The sequence below is a fragment of the Streptomyces aurantiacus genome (assembly GCF_027107535.1).
GTDB lineage: Bacteria > Actinomycetota > Actinomycetes > Streptomycetales > Streptomycetaceae > Streptomyces.
Genome location: NZ_CP114283.1, coordinates 4,829,603 through 4,846,584, shown reverse-complemented (window position 1 = coordinate 4,846,584; position 16,982 = coordinate 4,829,603). Strand labels below are relative to the sequence as shown.

17 protein-coding genes and 3 pseudogenes are annotated in these 16,982 nt (G+C 67.9%); 8 read left to right on the top strand and 12 right to left on the bottom strand.

What is annotated here, in order from left to right:
• Positions 1-32: 32 nt before the first annotated feature.
• Together O1Q96_RS23390 and O1Q96_RS23385 are read right to left on the bottom strand one after the other, a co-directional pair.
• A complete protein-coding gene (locus O1Q96_RS23390) occupies positions 33-356 on the bottom strand; it encodes a hypothetical protein (protein ID WP_269250059.1) in 324 nt (107 codons plus the stop codon).
• Between the two features lie 129 nt (positions 357-485).
• A complete protein-coding gene (locus O1Q96_RS23385; RefSeq protein ID WP_269250058.1) occupies positions 486-953 on the bottom strand; it encodes a hypothetical protein in 468 nt (155 codons plus the stop codon).
• Between the two features lie 294 nt (positions 954-1,247).
• On the opposite strand from O1Q96_RS23385, the gene O1Q96_RS23380 reads away from it, so the two are divergent.
• The 4 genes from O1Q96_RS23380 to O1Q96_RS23365 all read left to right on the top strand — a co-directional run bounded on the left by O1Q96_RS23380 (position 1,248) and on the right by O1Q96_RS23365 (position 4,066).
• Entirely contained in the window at positions 1,248-1,814 is a 567-nt protein-coding gene (locus O1Q96_RS23380; RefSeq protein WP_269250057.1) for a VanZ family protein, read from the top strand.
• Between the two features lie 210 nt (positions 1,815-2,024).
• On the top strand, positions 2,025-2,819 hold the full coding sequence (locus O1Q96_RS23375; protein ID WP_269250056.1) for a site-specific integrase: 795 nt from the start codon (positions 2,025-2,027) through the stop codon (positions 2,817-2,819).
• Positions 2,820-2,858: 39 nt separating this feature from the next.
• Positions 2,859-3,440 (top strand): SMI1/KNR4 family protein, encoded by a 582-nt coding sequence (locus O1Q96_RS23370; RefSeq protein WP_269250055.1) that lies wholly within the window; start codon positions 2,859-2,861, stop codon positions 3,438-3,440.
• Between the two features lie 458 nt (positions 3,441-3,898).
• The gene (locus O1Q96_RS23365; RefSeq protein WP_269250054.1) at positions 3,899-4,066 is read left to right on the top strand and encodes a hypothetical protein; all 168 of its coding nucleotides are present in this window, start codon (positions 3,899-3,901) and stop codon (positions 4,064-4,066) included.
• Between the two features lie 79 nt (positions 4,067-4,145).
• On the opposite strand, the pseudogene O1Q96_RS23360 reads toward O1Q96_RS23365, so the two are convergent.
• Positions 4,146-4,394 (bottom strand): annotated as a pseudogene (locus O1Q96_RS23360) (ATP-binding protein); the annotation flags it as partial.
• A 127-nt stretch (positions 4,395-4,521) separates the two neighbouring features.
• Between O1Q96_RS23360 and O1Q96_RS23355 the strand changes: the two are divergent.
• Positions 4,522-5,172 carry a transposase gene (locus O1Q96_RS23355; protein WP_269250053.1) on the top strand — a complete coding sequence of 217 codons (651 nt, stop codon included), beginning with the start codon at positions 4,522-4,524 and terminating at the stop codon, positions 5,170-5,172.
• Here the strand turns inward: O1Q96_RS23355 and O1Q96_RS23350 are convergent.
• From O1Q96_RS23350 to O1Q96_RS23340, 3 genes and pseudogenes are all read right to left on the bottom strand, one after another.
• Positions 5,166-5,326, bottom strand: a pseudogene (locus tag O1Q96_RS23350) (ATP-binding protein); the annotation flags it as partial. The gene O1Q96_RS23355 and the pseudogene O1Q96_RS23350 overlap by 7 nt on opposite strands.
• Positions 5,327-5,339: 13 nt before the next feature.
• Complete coding sequence (locus O1Q96_RS23345) at positions 5,340-5,723, bottom strand: hypothetical protein (RefSeq protein ID WP_269250052.1); 384 nt, start codon at positions 5,721-5,723, stop codon at positions 5,340-5,342.
• 489 nt (positions 5,724-6,212) lie between these two features.
• Positions 6,213-6,500, bottom strand: a pseudogene (locus tag O1Q96_RS23340) (TerC family protein); the annotation flags it as partial.
• A 963-nt stretch (positions 6,501-7,463) separates the two neighbouring features.
• Here O1Q96_RS23340 and O1Q96_RS23335 point away from each other — a divergent pair.
• Together O1Q96_RS23335 and O1Q96_RS23330 are read left to right on the top strand one after the other, a co-directional pair.
• Complete coding sequence (locus tag O1Q96_RS23335; protein ID WP_269250051.1) at positions 7,464-8,045, top strand: carbonic anhydrase; 582 nt, start codon at positions 7,464-7,466, stop codon at positions 8,043-8,045.
• A gap of 14 nt (positions 8,046-8,059) precedes the next feature.
• Positions 8,060-9,541, top strand: coding sequence for a SulP family inorganic anion transporter (locus O1Q96_RS23330; protein WP_269250050.1), 1,482 nt, complete (start codon positions 8,060-8,062; stop codon positions 9,539-9,541).
• A 431-nt stretch (positions 9,542-9,972) separates the two neighbouring features.
• Here the strand turns inward: O1Q96_RS23330 and O1Q96_RS23325 are convergent, their stop codons facing one another.
• Positions 9,973-10,212 (bottom strand): XRE family transcriptional regulator, encoded by a 240-nt coding sequence (locus tag O1Q96_RS23325; RefSeq protein WP_269250049.1) that lies wholly within the window; start codon positions 10,210-10,212, stop codon positions 9,973-9,975.
• Positions 10,213-11,213: 1,001 nt separating this feature from the next.
• Here O1Q96_RS23325 and O1Q96_RS44550 point away from each other — a divergent pair.
• Positions 11,214-11,744, top strand: coding sequence for a hypothetical protein (locus O1Q96_RS44550; RefSeq protein WP_419587062.1), 531 nt, complete (start codon positions 11,214-11,216; stop codon positions 11,742-11,744).
• A 127-nt stretch (positions 11,745-11,871) separates the two neighbouring features.
• Here O1Q96_RS44550 and O1Q96_RS23315 read toward each other — a convergent pair whose 3' ends face one another.
• From O1Q96_RS23315 to O1Q96_RS23295, 5 genes are all read right to left on the bottom strand, one after another.
• A complete protein-coding gene (locus tag O1Q96_RS23315; protein WP_269250048.1) occupies positions 11,872-12,972 on the bottom strand; it encodes a PDR/VanB family oxidoreductase in 1,101 nt (366 codons plus the stop codon).
• A gap of 23 nt (positions 12,973-12,995) precedes the next feature.
• A complete protein-coding gene (locus O1Q96_RS23310) occupies positions 12,996-13,907 on the bottom strand; it encodes a metal-dependent hydrolase (RefSeq protein WP_269250047.1) in 912 nt (303 codons plus the stop codon).
• Between the two features lie 89 nt (positions 13,908-13,996).
• A complete protein-coding gene (locus O1Q96_RS23305; RefSeq protein WP_269250046.1) occupies positions 13,997-14,929 on the bottom strand; it encodes an alpha/beta fold hydrolase in 933 nt (310 codons plus the stop codon).
• Complete coding sequence (locus O1Q96_RS23300; protein WP_269250045.1) at positions 14,926-16,062, bottom strand: MBL fold metallo-hydrolase; 1,137 nt, start codon at positions 16,060-16,062, stop codon at positions 14,926-14,928. The genes O1Q96_RS23305 and O1Q96_RS23300 overlap by 4 nt, the downstream gene beginning before the upstream one ends.
• 4 nt (positions 16,063-16,066) lie before the next feature.
• Positions 16,067-16,978, bottom strand: coding sequence for an SDR family oxidoreductase (locus tag O1Q96_RS23295; protein WP_269250044.1), 912 nt, complete (start codon positions 16,976-16,978; stop codon positions 16,067-16,069).
• Between the last annotated feature and the right edge of the window lie 4 nt (positions 16,979-16,982).

The window sequence follows — 16,982 nt, the reverse complement described above, 5'->3', positions numbered from 1 at the left end:
GGCGGCGGGGCCGGTCTTGGAGATAAGTCCGTTTACGGCGCATCTGTCGAGCTGTCGAGCTGTCGGTGCATCGTGCCGAGGGTGATGTCGCCGAGGCGGCGGGCGAGGTCGAGGGTGTGCCACTGGCGGTCGGGTTCTGCATGAAGGACGTCCAGGACGCGCTGTCGGCGCCGGTCGGCGGCCGGTGTGTGCCGTATTCGGCCCGACCAGCACCCGCATCCCGGGCAGGCCGCCCGCCTGACGGTCGTGCGGGCCTCGCCCCGGACACTCGTGTCGGTCACCTCGACCGACTCTACGAGCACGCCCTCCACCGAGGAGAACAGCAACTCATCCAGTTGCGGCCGTACTTCGTTCATGGCGCAGCACTGTCGACCACACCGCATTCCGGCCAGGCGTTTTTCGGGCGACTTCAACCGCCGCCACACGAGGGCCGACAGCCACGCTGCGTACGTGACCACAAGAAGTGGACCAGAGTCCGTTGAGAGCTATGCAGCCATGATGCGGGGGCGCCGGTGCGGGAGGAGCCCGGCGAGGACCCGGTTGCCGATGACGCCGGTGGTGCGGTTGCCCAGGGCGCCGGGCTTGATGACGTCGGCGGCCTGGACCACGAGGTCGCGGGCGGTCTGTATGGCTATGGTGAAGCCGCAGCGGTCCGGGTCGGTGCCCGGCCGGGACTCGGCGGCCTCCGCCATCACGGTCCGAAGTGCCTGGTAGAGGGCGAGTAGGGCCCACATCTCCTGCTCGACCCCCATCGGGTCGCCTGAACGCAGGACCCGGCCGTCTGTGATCGTGCGACGCAGAGCAAAATACGCCGACTCGTGCTCCCACCGCTGGTGGCAAAGGACAACGAGGGCCAGGGCGGGGTAACGGCGAGCATCGGTCAGCGTCGTGACCAGCCGGTAGGAGTTGGTGAACGAGCAGTCGTCATAGGCCACAGTGATCTGCGCTTCCACGACGCGTACCGGGACCGTCGGATGCCGTCGCCAACAGCAAGGACTAAAACAAGCCGGGCATCGCGCCAGCGAACCCGGCCATGACACAATCAAAACTGATCCGTGGTCAATGTCCGCCACGATCGCTGAGGTACCCGACGACGCGCTGTTGCGTCCCATGCTCGCCCACCATCTCCTGGGCGAGCCGACTGTACGGACACCTACGGTCCTTTCGTGAACCGCCGCCCAGCGCGTCGCTCCACAGATCGGGTATCGGCACGTCCAAGCAAACTACCCCCTGGCTGGGAGCTCGTAATGGCGCGGATAGTCCTGCGTGACAAGACCGCTAAGGATACTGGGGAGTGGGTTCCCGGAAAACCTCCCCTGTCTACGTTCGGTCGGGTGCTGGCCATGATGCTGGCCTTCGCGGGGACGGTCGTATTTGCGGTGGTTCTGGCCCGGCTGACTCTGGAACCCTCGGCAGCATCCGTGCCGCTGACGCACAATAACCTGCGCCCTGGTGACTCCATCCGTGCCTACCTCGCGCAGCCCATGGCCCCTGACACTGTCAAGCAGCTCGGCGGCAATATCGTGATGGGGATACCGTTCGGTGTGCTGTTGCCGGTACTGGTACCCCGAACGCGAGGACTGGTCCGCGTAGCGGCGGCCACCGCCCTCGTGATGATCCTCGTCGAACTCGTCCAAGGCGCCCTCATTACCGGGCGCGCCTTCGACGTCGACGATGTACTGCTCAACACCACGGGTGCCCTCATGGGTTACCTGCTGATCGGCCGCCGGATGGGTCTCGCAGTGCATCCCCGACGCCGCCACTGGTGGCACCGGTTCACCAAACGCCAGCTGACTGCTGAAGACCCGACATAGGTGCGCCGAGCCCCCTGTTCCGCCGCCCCTCGCCGGGCGCACCATGGAGTGTGATGCTCAGGCCCGGCCCCGGGGGTGGGGGGGCGACCGCGGGATCCTCGGCTGGCTCGCTCCTCGAAACGGCTCCCCACCTGTTCGCTGGCCGGGTGCCTGCTGCGCCCAGCGGCGGCTCAGCAGCATAGGCCCGGAGATCCGTGAAGAGGCCCTGGTGTGGATCAACATCCTGCGACATGGCGGCCCACGTCGCCGTCCCCGCTCACCGTCCGCAGCCAGGTCACCTTTGTGATCCCGTTCCTCCGCGCCTGCTCGGAGCACTACCGCACTCTCCGCCAGGTCACCCGCGCCGACCTCATCGACTGGCTCGCCCGGTGTGCCTCGCCTCACAACGAAGCCGTCGCGCTTCGCGGCATGTTCAAGACCCTCAAGGCCCAGAGGCTTCTGTTCACCAACCCCGCCCGCGGTCTGAGCTTAGGCACCAGACCCAGCTCGGTTCCCAAGCCGATGAGCCCAGCGGCGATCGAAACCATAGTCGCGGCCGCAGACACCGACCCTGCGCTGAAGCTGTTGATCGCGCTCGTCGGAATCCACGCGCTCTACCCACACCACGCCAGAGCGCTGCGCCTGGCAGCCCTCGACTTCACCGGCAGCCGGCTCGTGACGGACGACGTTGACCACCCCCTCGACGACTTCACCCGCCGGGCCGCCTCCGACTATCTCCACCTGCGGCGCACACGCTGGCCGCATTCCCGCAACCCTCACCTGTTCATCAGCGCGCAGACCGCGCACACCCACGCCTCGATCACCAACGGCTGGATACAACTCGTGCTGCGGGACCTGCCCGCCACCGCACAGCAACTACGCGAAGACCGACTCGAAGAGGCAGCGGCCACCGGCGCCGACCCGCTGCACCTTTGCGCGCTGTTCAACATCAGTGCGGAGACCAGGCTGCGCTACACCCGGCCCTTCCATCCCGGCCCTGACCAAGACCTGGAGGCACACCAGTGACCGGCGAGCGCCCCGTCTGCGGCAACGAAGGAGTGGAACATGTCGGTTGAAGAGTCCTGGGAGAAGATCGAACAGTGGATAGTCCGGCATGCACCGGACGAGCCTCATTTGCCAGGGCCGTGCACTCCCTCGGACATCCAACAGCTTCATGATCAGCTCGGGGTACGCCTACCGGAGGACGTGGAACGTTCCCTGCTCCGCCACGACGGCTCCGGCACCACCACGATCATCCCTCCCGGCTTCACGCTGCTCAGCACCGAAGACGTTCTTAAGAAGCGCGCATCATGGCTACGTTTCGCCACGACGGACGACTGCAACCTGAGCGAAACCGATAAACCCTTCATCGTGCCCATAGCCGCTCTGAGCGTGAGCATGATCCTTGTTGACACCAGAACGGGAAAGCTGGGCTGGCGGGACATCGAGAGCCCCTACTCATCCGACGCAGAACTTCCCGGGGAAACTTTGTCATCGGTTCTCGATTTCGTCGGGAACCTACTCGCCTCGCCGAGCCCTTGGATCGCCATACTGCCGGGTGATGAAGAGTGGGAGGCCACGGACGCCCATCCGGACTTTCCCCGAACGTTGATGTGGACGGAGGACGAGATGCCCACGCCCCAATGAGCCTTTCCCAGTAATGGGTCGAAGCGTCGAGTGATCGTTTAGCCTCGGCATTTCATGACGGCTCATTGGTGCAACTGACGGGCAGTTTCGGCGTGTTGGGCTGACGGTGGGCAGTGTCAGGGTCCGCACTCGGTCGACGTCCCACGACCACCTCCAAGACCGAGTCCTGGAGACAGTCTGCTCCAGAAGTAGCGGTGGGCGCAGTACCGTCGATCTTGGTCGACTCCATCAGGTACTCCGCTGCGTGCCAGGGATGCGGCGCCGAAGCCGAGTGGTGCGGTGTCCAGGCGCTGGTGGGCGAGGAACTGCGGTGGGATGTTGAGTCGACGTGTCCGGCCTGCGGGTTTGCCCTGGCTGTTTGTGGTGCTGATCTGCCGGAGGAACTGCGGGGCCGACTGCTCTCCGAGCACGGGCGGGCAAGGTTGCAGGTAGCCCCGCCGACGAGGAACGCCGCCATCATGCGGGTGCTGCGGGCGGAACTCGGCATCGGCTTGGACGGCGCCCGGGCCGTACTGGAGCAGATCCTGGCCGGGCAGTACGCAGGGACTATGCCCGAGATGGAGCTCCTGGCCCGGAAGCTGCGGGCATCAGGTATCGAAGCGGCCGCTTCACGGGCGGTGGATTGAGTGAGCCTGCCGGGCGGAGCGACTGGGGTCCGCGAGGACGGCCGGCCCCATGCGGCAGGCCGTCGAGTAGTGGCAGGGATCAGCCGGCCTTGACTGCCTGCTCGGCGCGGGCTCGGGTGCTGGCGAGGCGGTATGAGTCGGTGCCGGTTTCGATGATGGTGCCGTTGAAGGTGAGGCAGTCGACGATGGCCGCGCAAAGGCGGGTTCGGTGAAGGTCTTGGTCCAGCCGCCGAAGGACTCGTTGGAGGCGATGGCGACGCTGTTCTTCTCCTCGCGTTCGGTCAGGACCTGGAAGAGGAACCCGACCGCCGCGGCGGTCGGGTTCCATGAGCGTTTTCAACGGGACCACTGATCGGGTGATGGCGGCCGGGTCGAGGTGAAGACCGCAACGCACAAGGCTCCCGTGCCGTTGAGGGAGGTGTTCGACGTCTCAACCCACTGGCACAGGAGTCCTGTTGGTTCCCTATCCTGCCGCACTCGACCTCCCGCATGCCCTGGTCGAGTGGGTCACGATGCTCATCGTCATCCGTGAGGGTGACCGGCGGTGCAAACTCCCGCCGCACCGGCGTGCCCTGGTCGCTCTGGTGTACCTGCGCCGTCACGACGCCCTCGCCCGGATCGCGGCTGGCTTCGGGATATCCGTCGGCACCGTCCATGCGCATGTCACCGCTGTCACCGGTCTGCTCGCCGACCGTGCGCCGGGCCTGCTCAAGACTTTGCGCGAGCGTGATCCGGACTTCGTCCTGCTGGACGGAACCCTCGCCGAATGTGACCGCGTCGGCGACAGCCGAGCCGACTACTCGGCCAAGCACCGCCGGCACGGCGTGAACGTCCAGGTCGTCACCGACCCCGCGGGCGAGGTGCTGTGGATCTCTCCCGCGCTGCCGGGCCGCACCCACGACCTGACTGCGGCCCGCGCCCACCGCATCATCCGAATCTGCGAGCGTCAGGGCGTCCCGATCCTCGCCGACCGCGCCTACCAGGGCGCCGGCCCCTGGGTCACCACTGGACACAAACGGCCGCCGGGCGGCGAGCTCACCCCCATCAGCCCGAACCGCATGACCGTCATCGCCAAAGCTGTCCTCACCCTGGAGAGACAACGCTGAAAACGCTCCATGTAGCCGAGCTCGTCGATGCACAAAAGATCAACGCACCCGTAGCGGGCGATCGTCTTGGTCAGCTGCTTCTCGTCGGCGGCCTCGACGAGCCGTTCACCAGCTTCGTCGCCAGCACGTACTTGACCCGGTAGCCGGCCATCGCAGGTGAACCAGAGTCACCCGCTGCGCCAGGACTCCAGACGCTGTGCGACAGCGCGCAGGTCGACTTCCTGTGCGCGGACGGCCTGGGCGAGTTCGTACAGTTCGTCGTCCTTGGCCTGGAGAGGCTGGCGGGAGAGATGCATGTACTGGCTGGCGCAGGCCCATCCGATGACGAGGTTGTAGTCGGTGAAGGGGCGCAGCAGCAGTGCGGTGTGCAGGAAGGTCGCGGCCCGGGAAGCGGGCTCCTCGTAGTAGAGGACGCCGCGCTCGCGCTCGAAGGCGTGTCGGTCGGCCATGAACCCCAGCGCGCCCCAGTCCGCGATGGGCACGTTCAGCGGGGAGATCGCCGACTGGATCTGCAGGACCCAGCCGACATCGACGCGGATGATCGAGCTCACCGCTGTCCCACAGGGAAGCGAGCCTCAATGCCAGGCAGTACCCGGGTCGCTTCCGCAACGGCACCTTCTACGAAGGCGAGTCGGTCAGCCTCCTCCACCGTCACATCATGTACGTGCTGCTTCAGACTCCGACCCGTCAGAGCCGCCCGATCACGCAGCCGCGCCATCTCTTCTTCGCTGAATTCCACATTGAGTGCAGGCATAGACCCAAGGTACCCCGTCAGGTACCAAATGAGGTACCTGTTGCCGTAAGGCGACAGGAGGGGAGGCGGCGGCCAGCGGCATCGGCGCCGTCGTCGTCGTGACGGTGATGGCTGGTGGTCGCGGAGCTGGCGGCCGGATCGGTCGTATCGTGCGCGCCTACTTCACCTCGGGGAGCTGAGGCTGTCGCGGGGCGCCCCGAGAAGGCCGTAGCCGCACTGCCCCGGCATGGGGAAGCTCGGGCCGTCTCGAAGGCCGGGGCGTCGCCCGCCTGGCCTGCGGTGACGCGGGGGTGATCTTACGGAGCATCCGTACGGCGAAGCTCTTGCCCGGGTCGAAGCTCTCCTGCTCGTCCTTGAGGAGTTTGTAGGTGCTGTGGAAGAGGACTGCCGCGAAGGCGAACAGCACCGCGGTGAATCGGATGACCAGGCCCACGCCGAGGGAGAGGAAGCTACCGCGGAAGACAAGCGCGCCGATGACGCCGAAGATCAGCATGCGGTGCTGGTAGGTGCGGGGCACCTTGAAGTACGCGATGATCACCGCGAAGACGAAGAGGTTGTCCACCGACAGGCTCTTCACGATCGCGTCGTCGCGGAAGCGGTGCAGGCAAAGGTGCTCGCGGCCGTTCCACGCGTAGTGGGCGATGGCGACCCTGGCGCTGTGTGCCGGGGGTATCCGCAGCAGCTTTGGCCGCGACCTGGCAGTCGGCGATCTCGATCGCTTCCGCGGTGGGCAGCGGCATTTCCCGCCGCTCCTCATGGGCGCGTCATGAGGGGAGGGTTTGGTGGATTTCGTGCGGTCTGCCGATCTCGCCCCGGGAGGCTTCGCGGTCCTCGAGCTCGCGTATCTTGCGGACGCGGTGTTGGTCCCCGGGTGGCGAACTGCAGCACAGCGAGGGCTGGTTCTCGCCACCCATGACGCTCTTTCGGGCTCTCTTTCGGGTCGAAACGTTCAGTTAACCCTGCAAATGATTTTGCAGGGTTATTGTGTTTCTTGGCTGATCATTGACCAAGCGTTGGCGTGTTCTAGAGGCCGCGAACTGCCTGGAAGGAGGCTCATGTTTCGAGGTATGCCGGTTCTGGCCGTGATGTCGGCCCTCGCCGCCGTCCTGCTCGGACTCAAAGTTTTCGCGCTCACGGCATCGTTCGCAGTCGCACATACAGCCCGTCACGTCTTGGCCAAGGGTCAGCCCGGATGTGAGCCCTCAGGGAAGGCGCTGCGTGACAAGATCGCCATCTTCCGGGACGCGGCCCACCACGGCGGCCCGACCAGTGCCCTGTACACCCGCGGCCGGCACCGCACTGCCGCCGACTCGGCACTCGACGCACCCGGACGTCCACACCTGCGGCATGGCGCTTCGGCGGCGGGTGAACAGGGGCAGGGCACACCCGGTACCGTGCACCGTCGCGCATCGAGAGCCTCGACGACCCACTGCCCGGCGGTACTTGAGATGTGCCGCTGCTGAGCAGCAGAGCAGTCCCCACCTGTCCTGTAAGCCAGACGCGCCCCCCACGACGCGCCAGGAGGAATCACCACACCATGCAGCCCCTCATCGACAACGCCCGTACGTTCGGACAGCGCCCTGAGGAGTTCGCCGGCCTCGCCGAAGGCCAGTCGCCCGAGGTCCTGTTCATCACCTGCGCCGACTCCCGGGTCGTACCGGCCTTGATCACCGGCGCCCGCCCCGGCCAGCTCTTCGAATTGCGCACCGCGGGCAACATCGTCCCCCCGTACGCATCCGACCATCCCACCAGCGAGGCGGCAACCATCGAGTACGCCGTCGAGGTGCTCGGCGTCCGCGACGTCGTGGTCTGCGGCCACTCCCACTGCGGCGCCGTGGGCGCCGTCGTGCGCGGCGAGGACCTCAACGCCGTTCCGGCCGTGCGCGACTGGCTCGCGCACGCCGCCGACGAGCCCAAGTGCTCCGACCCCAGCGATCCGACGGTCTCCGAGGCCGTGCAGAACCACGTCCTGACGCAGCTGCTGCGGCTGCGCTCCTATCCCTGCATCGACAGGCGGCTACAGGCGGACCAACTTCGGTTGCACGGCTGGTACTACGAGGTGCACACCGGGGCTGTGCGCGAATACCGCGTGGAGACCGACACGTTCCAGACGCTGTGAGAGGGCTTGTGGCCATGGCGTCGAAGTTCCCTTACTTCAGGCAGGACTTTGCTGCCTCCATCGTCGTCTTCCTGGTCGCCATCCCCCTGTGCGTTGGCGTTGCGGTCGCCTCCGGTGTCCCCGCAGAGCTGGGCCTGATCACCGGCATCGTGGGCGGCCTGGTCACCGGCTTTCTGCCCGGCAGCCGTCTGCAGGTATCGGGGCCGGCCGCGGGCCTGACGGTCCTGGTCTTCGAGGCGGTCAGGGAGTTCGGAGTCGCCGCCCTCGGCGTGATCGTGCTGATGGCCGGACTGCTCCAGCTCGCCATGGGCTTCCTCAAGGTGGGCCGCTGGTTCCGGGCGATATCCGTCTCCGTCGTCGAGGGCATGCTCTGCGGAATCGGGCTGGTGATCATCGCCGGGCAGATCTACGTGGCGGCGGGTCTGCAGGCCCCGGAGACCGGCATCGGCAAGATCACCGGTCTGCCAGGGGCGTTCACCGACGCGCTCGGCAACTCCAAGGCGCTCGCCTCGCTCGCGATCGGCGCAGGCGCCATCGCCATCATCATGCTGTGGAAGAAGTTGCCGAAGAAGGCACAGGCCATGCCCGGCGCCCTCGCTGCGGTACTGCTGGCCACCCTCGCTTCGCTCGCCTTCAGCCTGCCAGTCGCCACCGTCGAGGTGGAGGGCCTGCTCGGCGCCGTCCAGCCGCCTGGCAGCGACGCCTTCGGTGAGCTCGCTGGTCCGGCCATCTGGGGCACGATCATCGCGTTCGCGCTGATCGCCTCCGCCGAGTCGCTGTTCAGCGCAGCCGCGGTGGACCGGCTGCACGACGGTCCGCGCACCCAATACGACAAGGAGATGATTGCCCAGGGTGCGGGCAACACCGTGTGCGGTCTGCTGGGTGCGCTGCCGATGACCGCGGTGATCGTGCGCAGCTCCGCCAACGTCGACGCGGGCGCGAAGACCAAGGCGTCGCGTGTACTGCACGGCCTGTGGCTGCTGCTGTTCGCAGCCGCGCTGCCCTCCGCGCTGGCGCTGATCCCTCTGCCCGCCCTCGCCGGCATTCTGATGAACGTGGGCTGGAAACTGATCCCGTTCCGCCAGCTCGCCGGGCTGTGGCGGGGCCACAAAGGTGAAGCGTTGATTCTGCTGGTCACGGCCGTTTCGATCGTCGCCGTGAGCATGTTCGAGGGCGTACTCATCGGTCTGGCCCTGGCGGTGATCAAGACCGCTTGGGAGGCATCACATCTGAAGACGGAGGTCATAGACAAGGGCGCCGGGCCGATCCAGGTGTACCTGTCAGGAAATGCGACGTTCCTGCGACTGCCGAAGATACTCGACAGCCTGGAGGCCCTTCCGCAGGACCGGCCGATCGAAGTGGACCTGTCCGGCCTGCACCACCTCGACCACGCCTGCCGCACGGCCCTGGAGAACTGGGCCCAGCGGCACAGCGCACCCGACATCGAACCGGTGAAGGTCAAGACCGTGGAACCGGTGCGGGCCACCGCACTGTAGAGACCTATCCGTAGAGCTGCCGCCCGGACGGATGCTCGGTCCTGAGCCTCCGCCTGGGCGACTCCTCGCAGCAGCATGAGCCAGTGCCCCGACAGCGGCGCAGCGAGCGCAATGTTCGCTGGCGACACCTACGACTGCTCCCTCGACCAGAACGCCTGCACCTGTCGATCACCGACGCCATGGGCCACGACACGAACTCCGCGCTGCTGGCCACCCTGCTGGCGGACGATACCGACGCGCTGACAGACACGCACTCACATTCCGACGGTGCGCCGCATCCCCAGCGGCCCGTCAATGAGTATCCGGTTCAGCCGCTCCCTCGGCGAGCGAGCCCTCACCACCGTGACCATCAGACGAAGAAGCCACGATCCACTTGATCCCTGGACCAAGGCCCGCGCCGCCGCCTGACACGCCCGCATGCCGGGGCAGGTTCAAGGTGTCGGCGCCGCCTGGGGAGTACGGGCGGCATCAAGGACCTCAGGAAGGGGGAGGGCCAGGGCGGCGGCGAGTTCGGCCAGCTCCTCCTGCGTGGGATGGACGGGGCCGCGGGCACCGTCCTGGGCGAAGACACGAATGCGGGGGGTGCGGATACCGGTCCGCGCGGCGAGGGCCTGCGCGTTCAGGTGACGACGGCGCATCGCCTGCTGCAGCAACTCTGAAAGGTCAGCCATCTGTTTCTCCTGCCCGGGCCCGACGTTTTCATCCGCTTCGGGTCACCGACGCGGCATCCGCAGCACCACCGACAAAGAGCCATGGCTCCCCGACCACTTCTAATGGAGACCGCAATCGACGCCGAGCAGCTACACACCGCTGCGCCCACGCAGACGATCCTCCGGTCAGGAGTCGGAAGGGCCGCCCGTCGGAGCCGTTCGTACGCAGTTCGGCACCGGGTATGAAACACCCGAAGGCGTGAGGAGGCAGTGACTTGTGCCGCGATCGCATCTGGTGCTGCGTGCCGGCGCGTAGCGGACGGTGCTGGTGGGCCCGGCGGATGCGGTGGAGCAGATATCAATGGGTGCAGGGGATGAGGAACTTGCGCTGGGGGAGCGGTGCCTGGGCCAGAAGAGCGTCCGCCCAGCGGGGCAGGGCCTCCAATCGGTCGTCCCGCGGCGGCAGCACCGCGGCGACGACGAGATGTCGCGGATGTAGCGAGTGGTCGGCATGTTGGGTAGATCGTCGAGTTGTTGGTGGGAGATCTCTTCATCGGAAGTGGCTAGAGGGCGTCTGAAAGGCCGGTCAGCGGGCACGTTCCCTGGTAGCGGGGCGGTGGCGCACTTTCGGGGCCTGGGGTGTGCGGGCTGCGTTCCCGGTACTCGACTGATCTGTCCGATCCGGAGTGGGAGATCCTCTGTCCGCTGGTTGCGGCGGTCAAGCCCGGTGGTCGGTCGGCGATACACGCGCGGCGGGAGATCCTGAACGCGTTGGCGTACGGCTGCGGGCGGCTGTGCCTGGAGATTGTTGCCGCATGACCTGCCGCCGTGGCAGACCGTCTATCACTACTGGCGGTGATGGCAGCAAGAAGGTGTGGGGGAGCGGATGTTGACGGCTCTGCGCGAACGCGACCGGGTGCAGCTCGGCCGTGATCCCACTCCCAGCGCGGCCGAGTGGACAGTCAGAGCGTGAGGGCCAGTGAACGCGGTGGTCTGCACGGGTACGACGGCGGCAAGAAGGTATCAGCGGCATCAAGCGCCACCTGCTCGTCGATACATGCGGCACCGTCCTGGCCGCTTGTGTGAGCCCGGCGAGCGTCGGCGATCGTGGTGGCGCCGCGGTGCTGTTCTCCCAGGCTGCCGATGCTTTTCCGCGACTTCGGCGCGTGTGGGCGGACCCGGGGTACCCTCGGTGCCGACTTCCATGCCTGGGCCCGGGAAGCCACCGGCATCACCGTGCAGGTCGTGCAGCGCCGCGACGGAGGATTCCGCTCGGCCTGGGCGAAGGTAGGGACACCGCCTCCGGCCGTGCCCCTCTTCGCAGTGGTCTCGCGACGTTGGGTGGTAGAGCGGACCATCGCCTGGCTGGGACGGTGCCGCGCCTGTCGAAGGACTTTGAGTACCTGAGCGTGTGTTCAGAGAACGCCATCTACCTCACCATGGCCATGCTCCTCGCGCGGCGCCTCGCAAGACCAGCCCGCTGGCAGGCTTTTCAGACGTCCTCTAGTTTGTATTTGCGCAGTGTCGTTAGGTGTTCACGTCTGGGCGCCTGACGGCAGTAGTTGAGGGCGACGTCGGCCGACGGGTGTGGCGCACAGGGGTGGTTCGCCGCTTTCGTCGTCCCTCTGATGATTTTGGAGCGGCTACGGAGGGCGTGGCCGACGAGCGCGCGGCTCTCGCTCACAGCTCCAGCACCAACCGCTCACCTTCCAGTGCGCGCGAGACGCAGGGCAGCATGGCGCCGGCCGCACGTTCGGTGGCGGTGAGCCGGCGGTCACGGTGATCGACACGGCCATGGGCCACCCGTACCCGGCACGTGCCGCAGAACCCCTGGCGGCAGGAGAACGGCAGGTCCGGCAGGGCCTCTTGGAGAACATCCAGGGCGGAGCGGTCGTACGGCACTGACAGAACCCGTCCGGTGTCGCCCAGCTGAAGTTCGAAGGGACGGCCGTCCGTGATCGGGGCCGGGGCGAAACGCTCGAAGTGCAGGGCTGACGCGCGGCTGCCACCGAAGGCGCGCCGAACGCCGTCGATCATGGGCGCGGGCCCGCAGCAGTACACCGCGCCCTCCGCCGGGCCCAAGCTCAACAGATCGGCTGCTTCGGGCACGCCGGACTCGTCGTCAGGACGGATGGAGACCTGGCCAGGTGCTGCGGCCGCGAGTTCGGCCAGCTCTGCCGCGAAGGGCATCGAGCCGCGGCTGCGTCCGGTGTGTACGAGCCTCCAGCCCAGTCCGCGTCGGGCGGCTTCCCGGGCCATCGGCAGGATCGGGGTGATTCCGATGCCGCCCGCGATGAGCAGGACGAAGGGTTCGGCGGCGAAGGGGAAGGCGTTCCGGGGCGCGGTGACGGCGACCCGCTCACCATCTCCGAGGGTGTCGTGCACCTCGGCCGAACCGCCTGCGCCATCGGCGATGCGGCGCACCGCGATGCGGTACCGGTGCCGGTCGGCGGGGTCGCCGCACAGGGAGTACTGCCGCTTGCGGCCGGAGGGCAGGCGCAGTTCGATGTGGGCGCCGGGCTGCCAGGGCGGGAGTGTTCCCCCGTCGGGTGCTGCCAGCCGCAGGGAGACGACATCCTCGGTCTCTTGGTGCCTGGCGGCGACCACCAGTTCCCGGATCACGGGCATCCCGGTGGCCTGCGGGCGCCTGGGAGGAGTGCCGCGCCGCGCGAGGCGCGTGACCGCGTTGTCGCTGAAAGCCGCCAGCTTCTGCATGAAGGAGTCGCTGCGCGGTCTGCCGTACAGGTCCGGCGGCCGGGTGAGAGGTGTGCTGATGTCCATGGGAGGCCTCACTGGTTGCCGGGTCATCGGGCAGCCGCTCGGGCGGCGGGGGACGCCGCCAGGTAGGCGACCGCCTGCTGGGTCGAGCCCTCCTGGGTCGGGTGGTAGCCGGGGCGGAAGTAGCGCAGCACCGAGCGGGTGAACGAGACCGGTGGCGGCAGCAGGTCCTTGCGGGCGGCGGCCAGATAGTCGCGGAAGCGGACCTTGACCCGGTCGTCGAGTTCGGGGTCGGCGCTCATCAGGAAGCGGACTCCGCGGACCCACAGCCGGGTCAGCACCGGCGCGGTGACGAGCATGCCGGCCATTCGGCGCCGGTACCGGGGATCGAGGTGCACCAGCAGGTCGAACGCGACCGAGCGGTGTTCGACCTCCTCCGCGCCGTGCCAGCGGAACAGATCGAGCATCGCGGGGTCCGCGCCGGCCTGGTCCAAGTGCCCGTTACTGAGGATCCAGTGACCCATGTACGCGGTGAAGTGCTCGAACGCCGCGATGAGGGCGAGCCGTTGGAGGAGGTGCGCGTGTGTGGCGGCCGGCGTCAGCTCCGGCCGGTCTCCGAGCACCCTTCGGAAGATCCATTCGGACTGCAGGGTGTACGGAGCCGGGTCCAGCCCCTTGGCTAGCAGGTGCTCCAGGACCTCCTGGTGCGCCTCGGCGTGCATCGCTTCCTGGCCGATGAAGCCGCGTACGTCCTCGCGCAGCCGGTCATCGGTGATCAGTGGCAGTGCCTGCTCGAAGGTGCGCACGAACCAGCGTTCGAGTTCGGGGAGCATGAGGTGGAGCACATCGAAGGTGTGGGTCGCGAAGGGCTCACCCGGCAGCCAGTGCAGCGGGGTGGTGCCCCAGTCGAAGGTGACGTCCCGGGGCTGCAGCACCAGGTCGTGGTGGTCGATGGGCTCGGACGGACCCTCCGGGTGGGCATGTGCGGCTCGGAACATGACAGGTTCCTCCTCCGTCAGCGGTCGGTGTGTGCGGAAGGGCGGTCAGGCAGTCGTCCAGTACTGCCGCCTGTTGGCCTGTTGGGCTGTCAGATCGGGTGCACGGTGTGGTCCGGACTGCGGCGGGAGCCGTCTTCGACGCGGTGGGCGAATTCCGCGATCCGGGACGCGACCTCCTCGGGGTGGCTGAGCTGTACCCAGTGCCCGGCGTCGATCGGGCGCCGTTGTATCAGGCGCGTCCAGTGCTCCACTCCGTACGAAAGCACCGGGGTGACGCAGAAGTCGCGGGTGGGGATGATGAGTTGAACCGGGACGGTGGTCGGCCGGTCCCGGGGACGCAGCAGGCGGGGCAGCATGTTGGCGCGGTACAGCGCGATGCCCGTCACGGCGTCGCGGGCCAGCGTCGGCGCGGGGTAGGGGGTGTGCCCGGGCATGCCTTGGGATCCGGTGAGGAAGGCGCGCCAGCGGTGTCCCAGTGCTCTCCAGGTCAGGGCGGGCAGGAGAGGGAACTGGAAGTAGGCGATGTACCAGGACCGTGCGGCCTGCCGCAGCAGCTTCGGCAGATCCGGATGGCGCGGCCGAAGGCGAGCCCGGATGAGGTGGCCGACGTGGTCCAGGCAGGGTCCGGAGATGGAGGTGAACGAGGCGATCCGCCCGGCCAGGCGGGTGCCGGTGACCGACTCCCAGGAGTGGATCGATCCCCAGTCGTGTCCGACCAGGTGCACCGGGCGGTCGGGGCTCATGGCGTCGAGAACCGCCTCCAGGTCGGCTTCCAGGCGGGACAGACGATAGGCGCGCAGACCCCTGGGCCGGTGGGAGGCACCGGCTCCCCGCACGTCGAAGGCGGTCACGTGGAAGCGGGCGGCCAGGCGCTCGGCGACCGGGCGCCACACGGCGCTGGTGTCCGGATAGCCGTGGACCAGCACCACCGCAGGAGCCGTGGACGCTCCCCATTGATAGGCGGCCAACTCCACACCGTCCGCGCCGTCCACGGCGATCCGGCGGGCGGCCGGGCCGGTCACCGGCCACCGCCGGCAGGGGTCAACTCGCCGTAGTTCAGGCCGCCGTGGAAGAAGCTGGGCAGCACCGGCCAGTGCCGTTTGAAGCGCGCCAGCTCCGAGGAGGGCAGGATCTGCAGCCAGCGCGGATCGCGCCGACTCGGGTCGGCGAGGGTCTTCTCCTTGACCATGGAGTCGTACTGGTCGAGGGAGTCCTCCAGGGTATTGGCGTTGGGCACCACCTCATGGCCGTAGAACGCGGCGTGGCGGCGCACCCCGGGGATGCGGGAGAGCTCGGGCTGCCAGTTGTCGGCCGAGATGCCGTTCTCGGAGGAGACCCACACCCCGTCGGGGGTGTTCAGCACCAGCGAGTGGTTGCCGTCCGTATGGCCGGGGGTCCACAGCAGGCTGACGCCGACGCCGAGTTCGACATCGCCGTCGAAGGCGGTGACGCGCTCGTCCGGTACCCCGTCCATGCCTCCGTCGACGTACCAGGCCCACTGCATCGGATGCATCGATTCGAAGGTCCCCAGCTCCCTGCGGTGCACCAGCAGCCGGGCGCGCGGGAACAGCGCTTCGCGGGGCGCCCGTTCGCCGGGAATGGTGCTGGTACTTCCCATGATCATGCGCACGTCCTGGACGTGCAGGTGGTCGAAGCTGACGAAGTCCACGTCTTCGGGTCGCAGACCGCAGGAGGGCAGGACGGTGTTCGGGTCCTGGTAGAAGCGGGCGAAGACGTGCTCGGTGAGAAAATCCCCCGCCAGCCGCTTGAGCTGGGCATAGAACGGCGCTTGAGCCGTTCCGGCGGCGACGGTCGGCTCCCACACCAGTGTTTTCGGCTCACCGTCGAAGCCGTCGAACTGCACGACGAGCATCCGGTTGACGATGCTCACGAACGGGTTGACGGCGAGCGCGGCACCGTGGAAACCGAACCGGGTCGGGTACGGGGCGGCGGCGATGTCGAAACTGCGGACGGCGTGGATGCGGCCCTGCTGGACGAACCGCTCACGGTAGGCGGCCGCGGCGCTGCGCACGGCGCGCAGCCGGTCGCCGCGGGGCCATACGTCGTGGACACCTTCGAATTCGGGGATGGGACGCGGAGCGGAGGCGTCCTGCGCCTTCTCCGCGCTGGGCGCCGGCTTGGGCGTGGTGGTCACGGGCTCAACTTTCGGGATGGCGGGCGGTCCGGGTGCGCTGTTCGTAGGCCGCGCGGACCGACCGGTCGGACAGGGCGGCGAGCTGGTTGGGGACAAGGAGGTGATGCAGGGCGTCGCGGGCACGGCCCGGCAGCACCGCGGCCAGCCGGGTCAGGGCGGCCACCTGGCGGGGAACGAAGACCTCGAACCGAGGGCGCAGCACGACGTCGAGCACCGCGTCAGCCACCTGATCTGTCGTCAGGCGCCGGGTGGGTCCGGTGGCGGTGCCCACGGCCAGCTCGGTGTCCACGACGCCGGGCATCACCAGGGACACGTGTACGCCGGTGCCGCGCAGTTCGGCGCGGACGGCTGTGCTGTAGCCGTGGAGGGCGTGCTTCGTGGCCGCGTAGGTCGCCTCGCCGGGCGGGGCGACCTTGCTGGCGGCGGAGGCGATGTTCACCACGTGGCCGTGACCGCGTTTCCGCATCCGCGGGATTACGAGTTTCATCCCACGCAGTACGCCGTGGACGTTGACGTCGAACTGGCGCAGGGCAGTTGCCTCGGGTTCCTCCTCGAAGGGGCCCACCCACATGATTCCGGCGTTGTTGATCAGTACGTCGATCGGCCCCAGCCGGGTCTCGACGGTGCGCAGGAAGTCCTCGAAGGAAGGTGTGTCGGTGACATCGAGAGACAGTCCGAGCAGTCGGCTACCGGGACGCGCGCCGATGGCATCAGCCGTCTCGACGGCGAGCTTCGCGTCGAGGTCGCCGATCGCCACGGCGGCTCCGGCCGCGGCGAGCCGGGCTGCGACGGCACGTCCGATTCCGCGGCCCGCCCCGGTGACCGCGATCACTCGGCCGGTCAGCGGTCGTGTGCGGGGGAGCCTGTCGCGGTCTCTTCGGCTGGACGCGTACGGGTATTTGGGCGGTGCTGCCACGGTC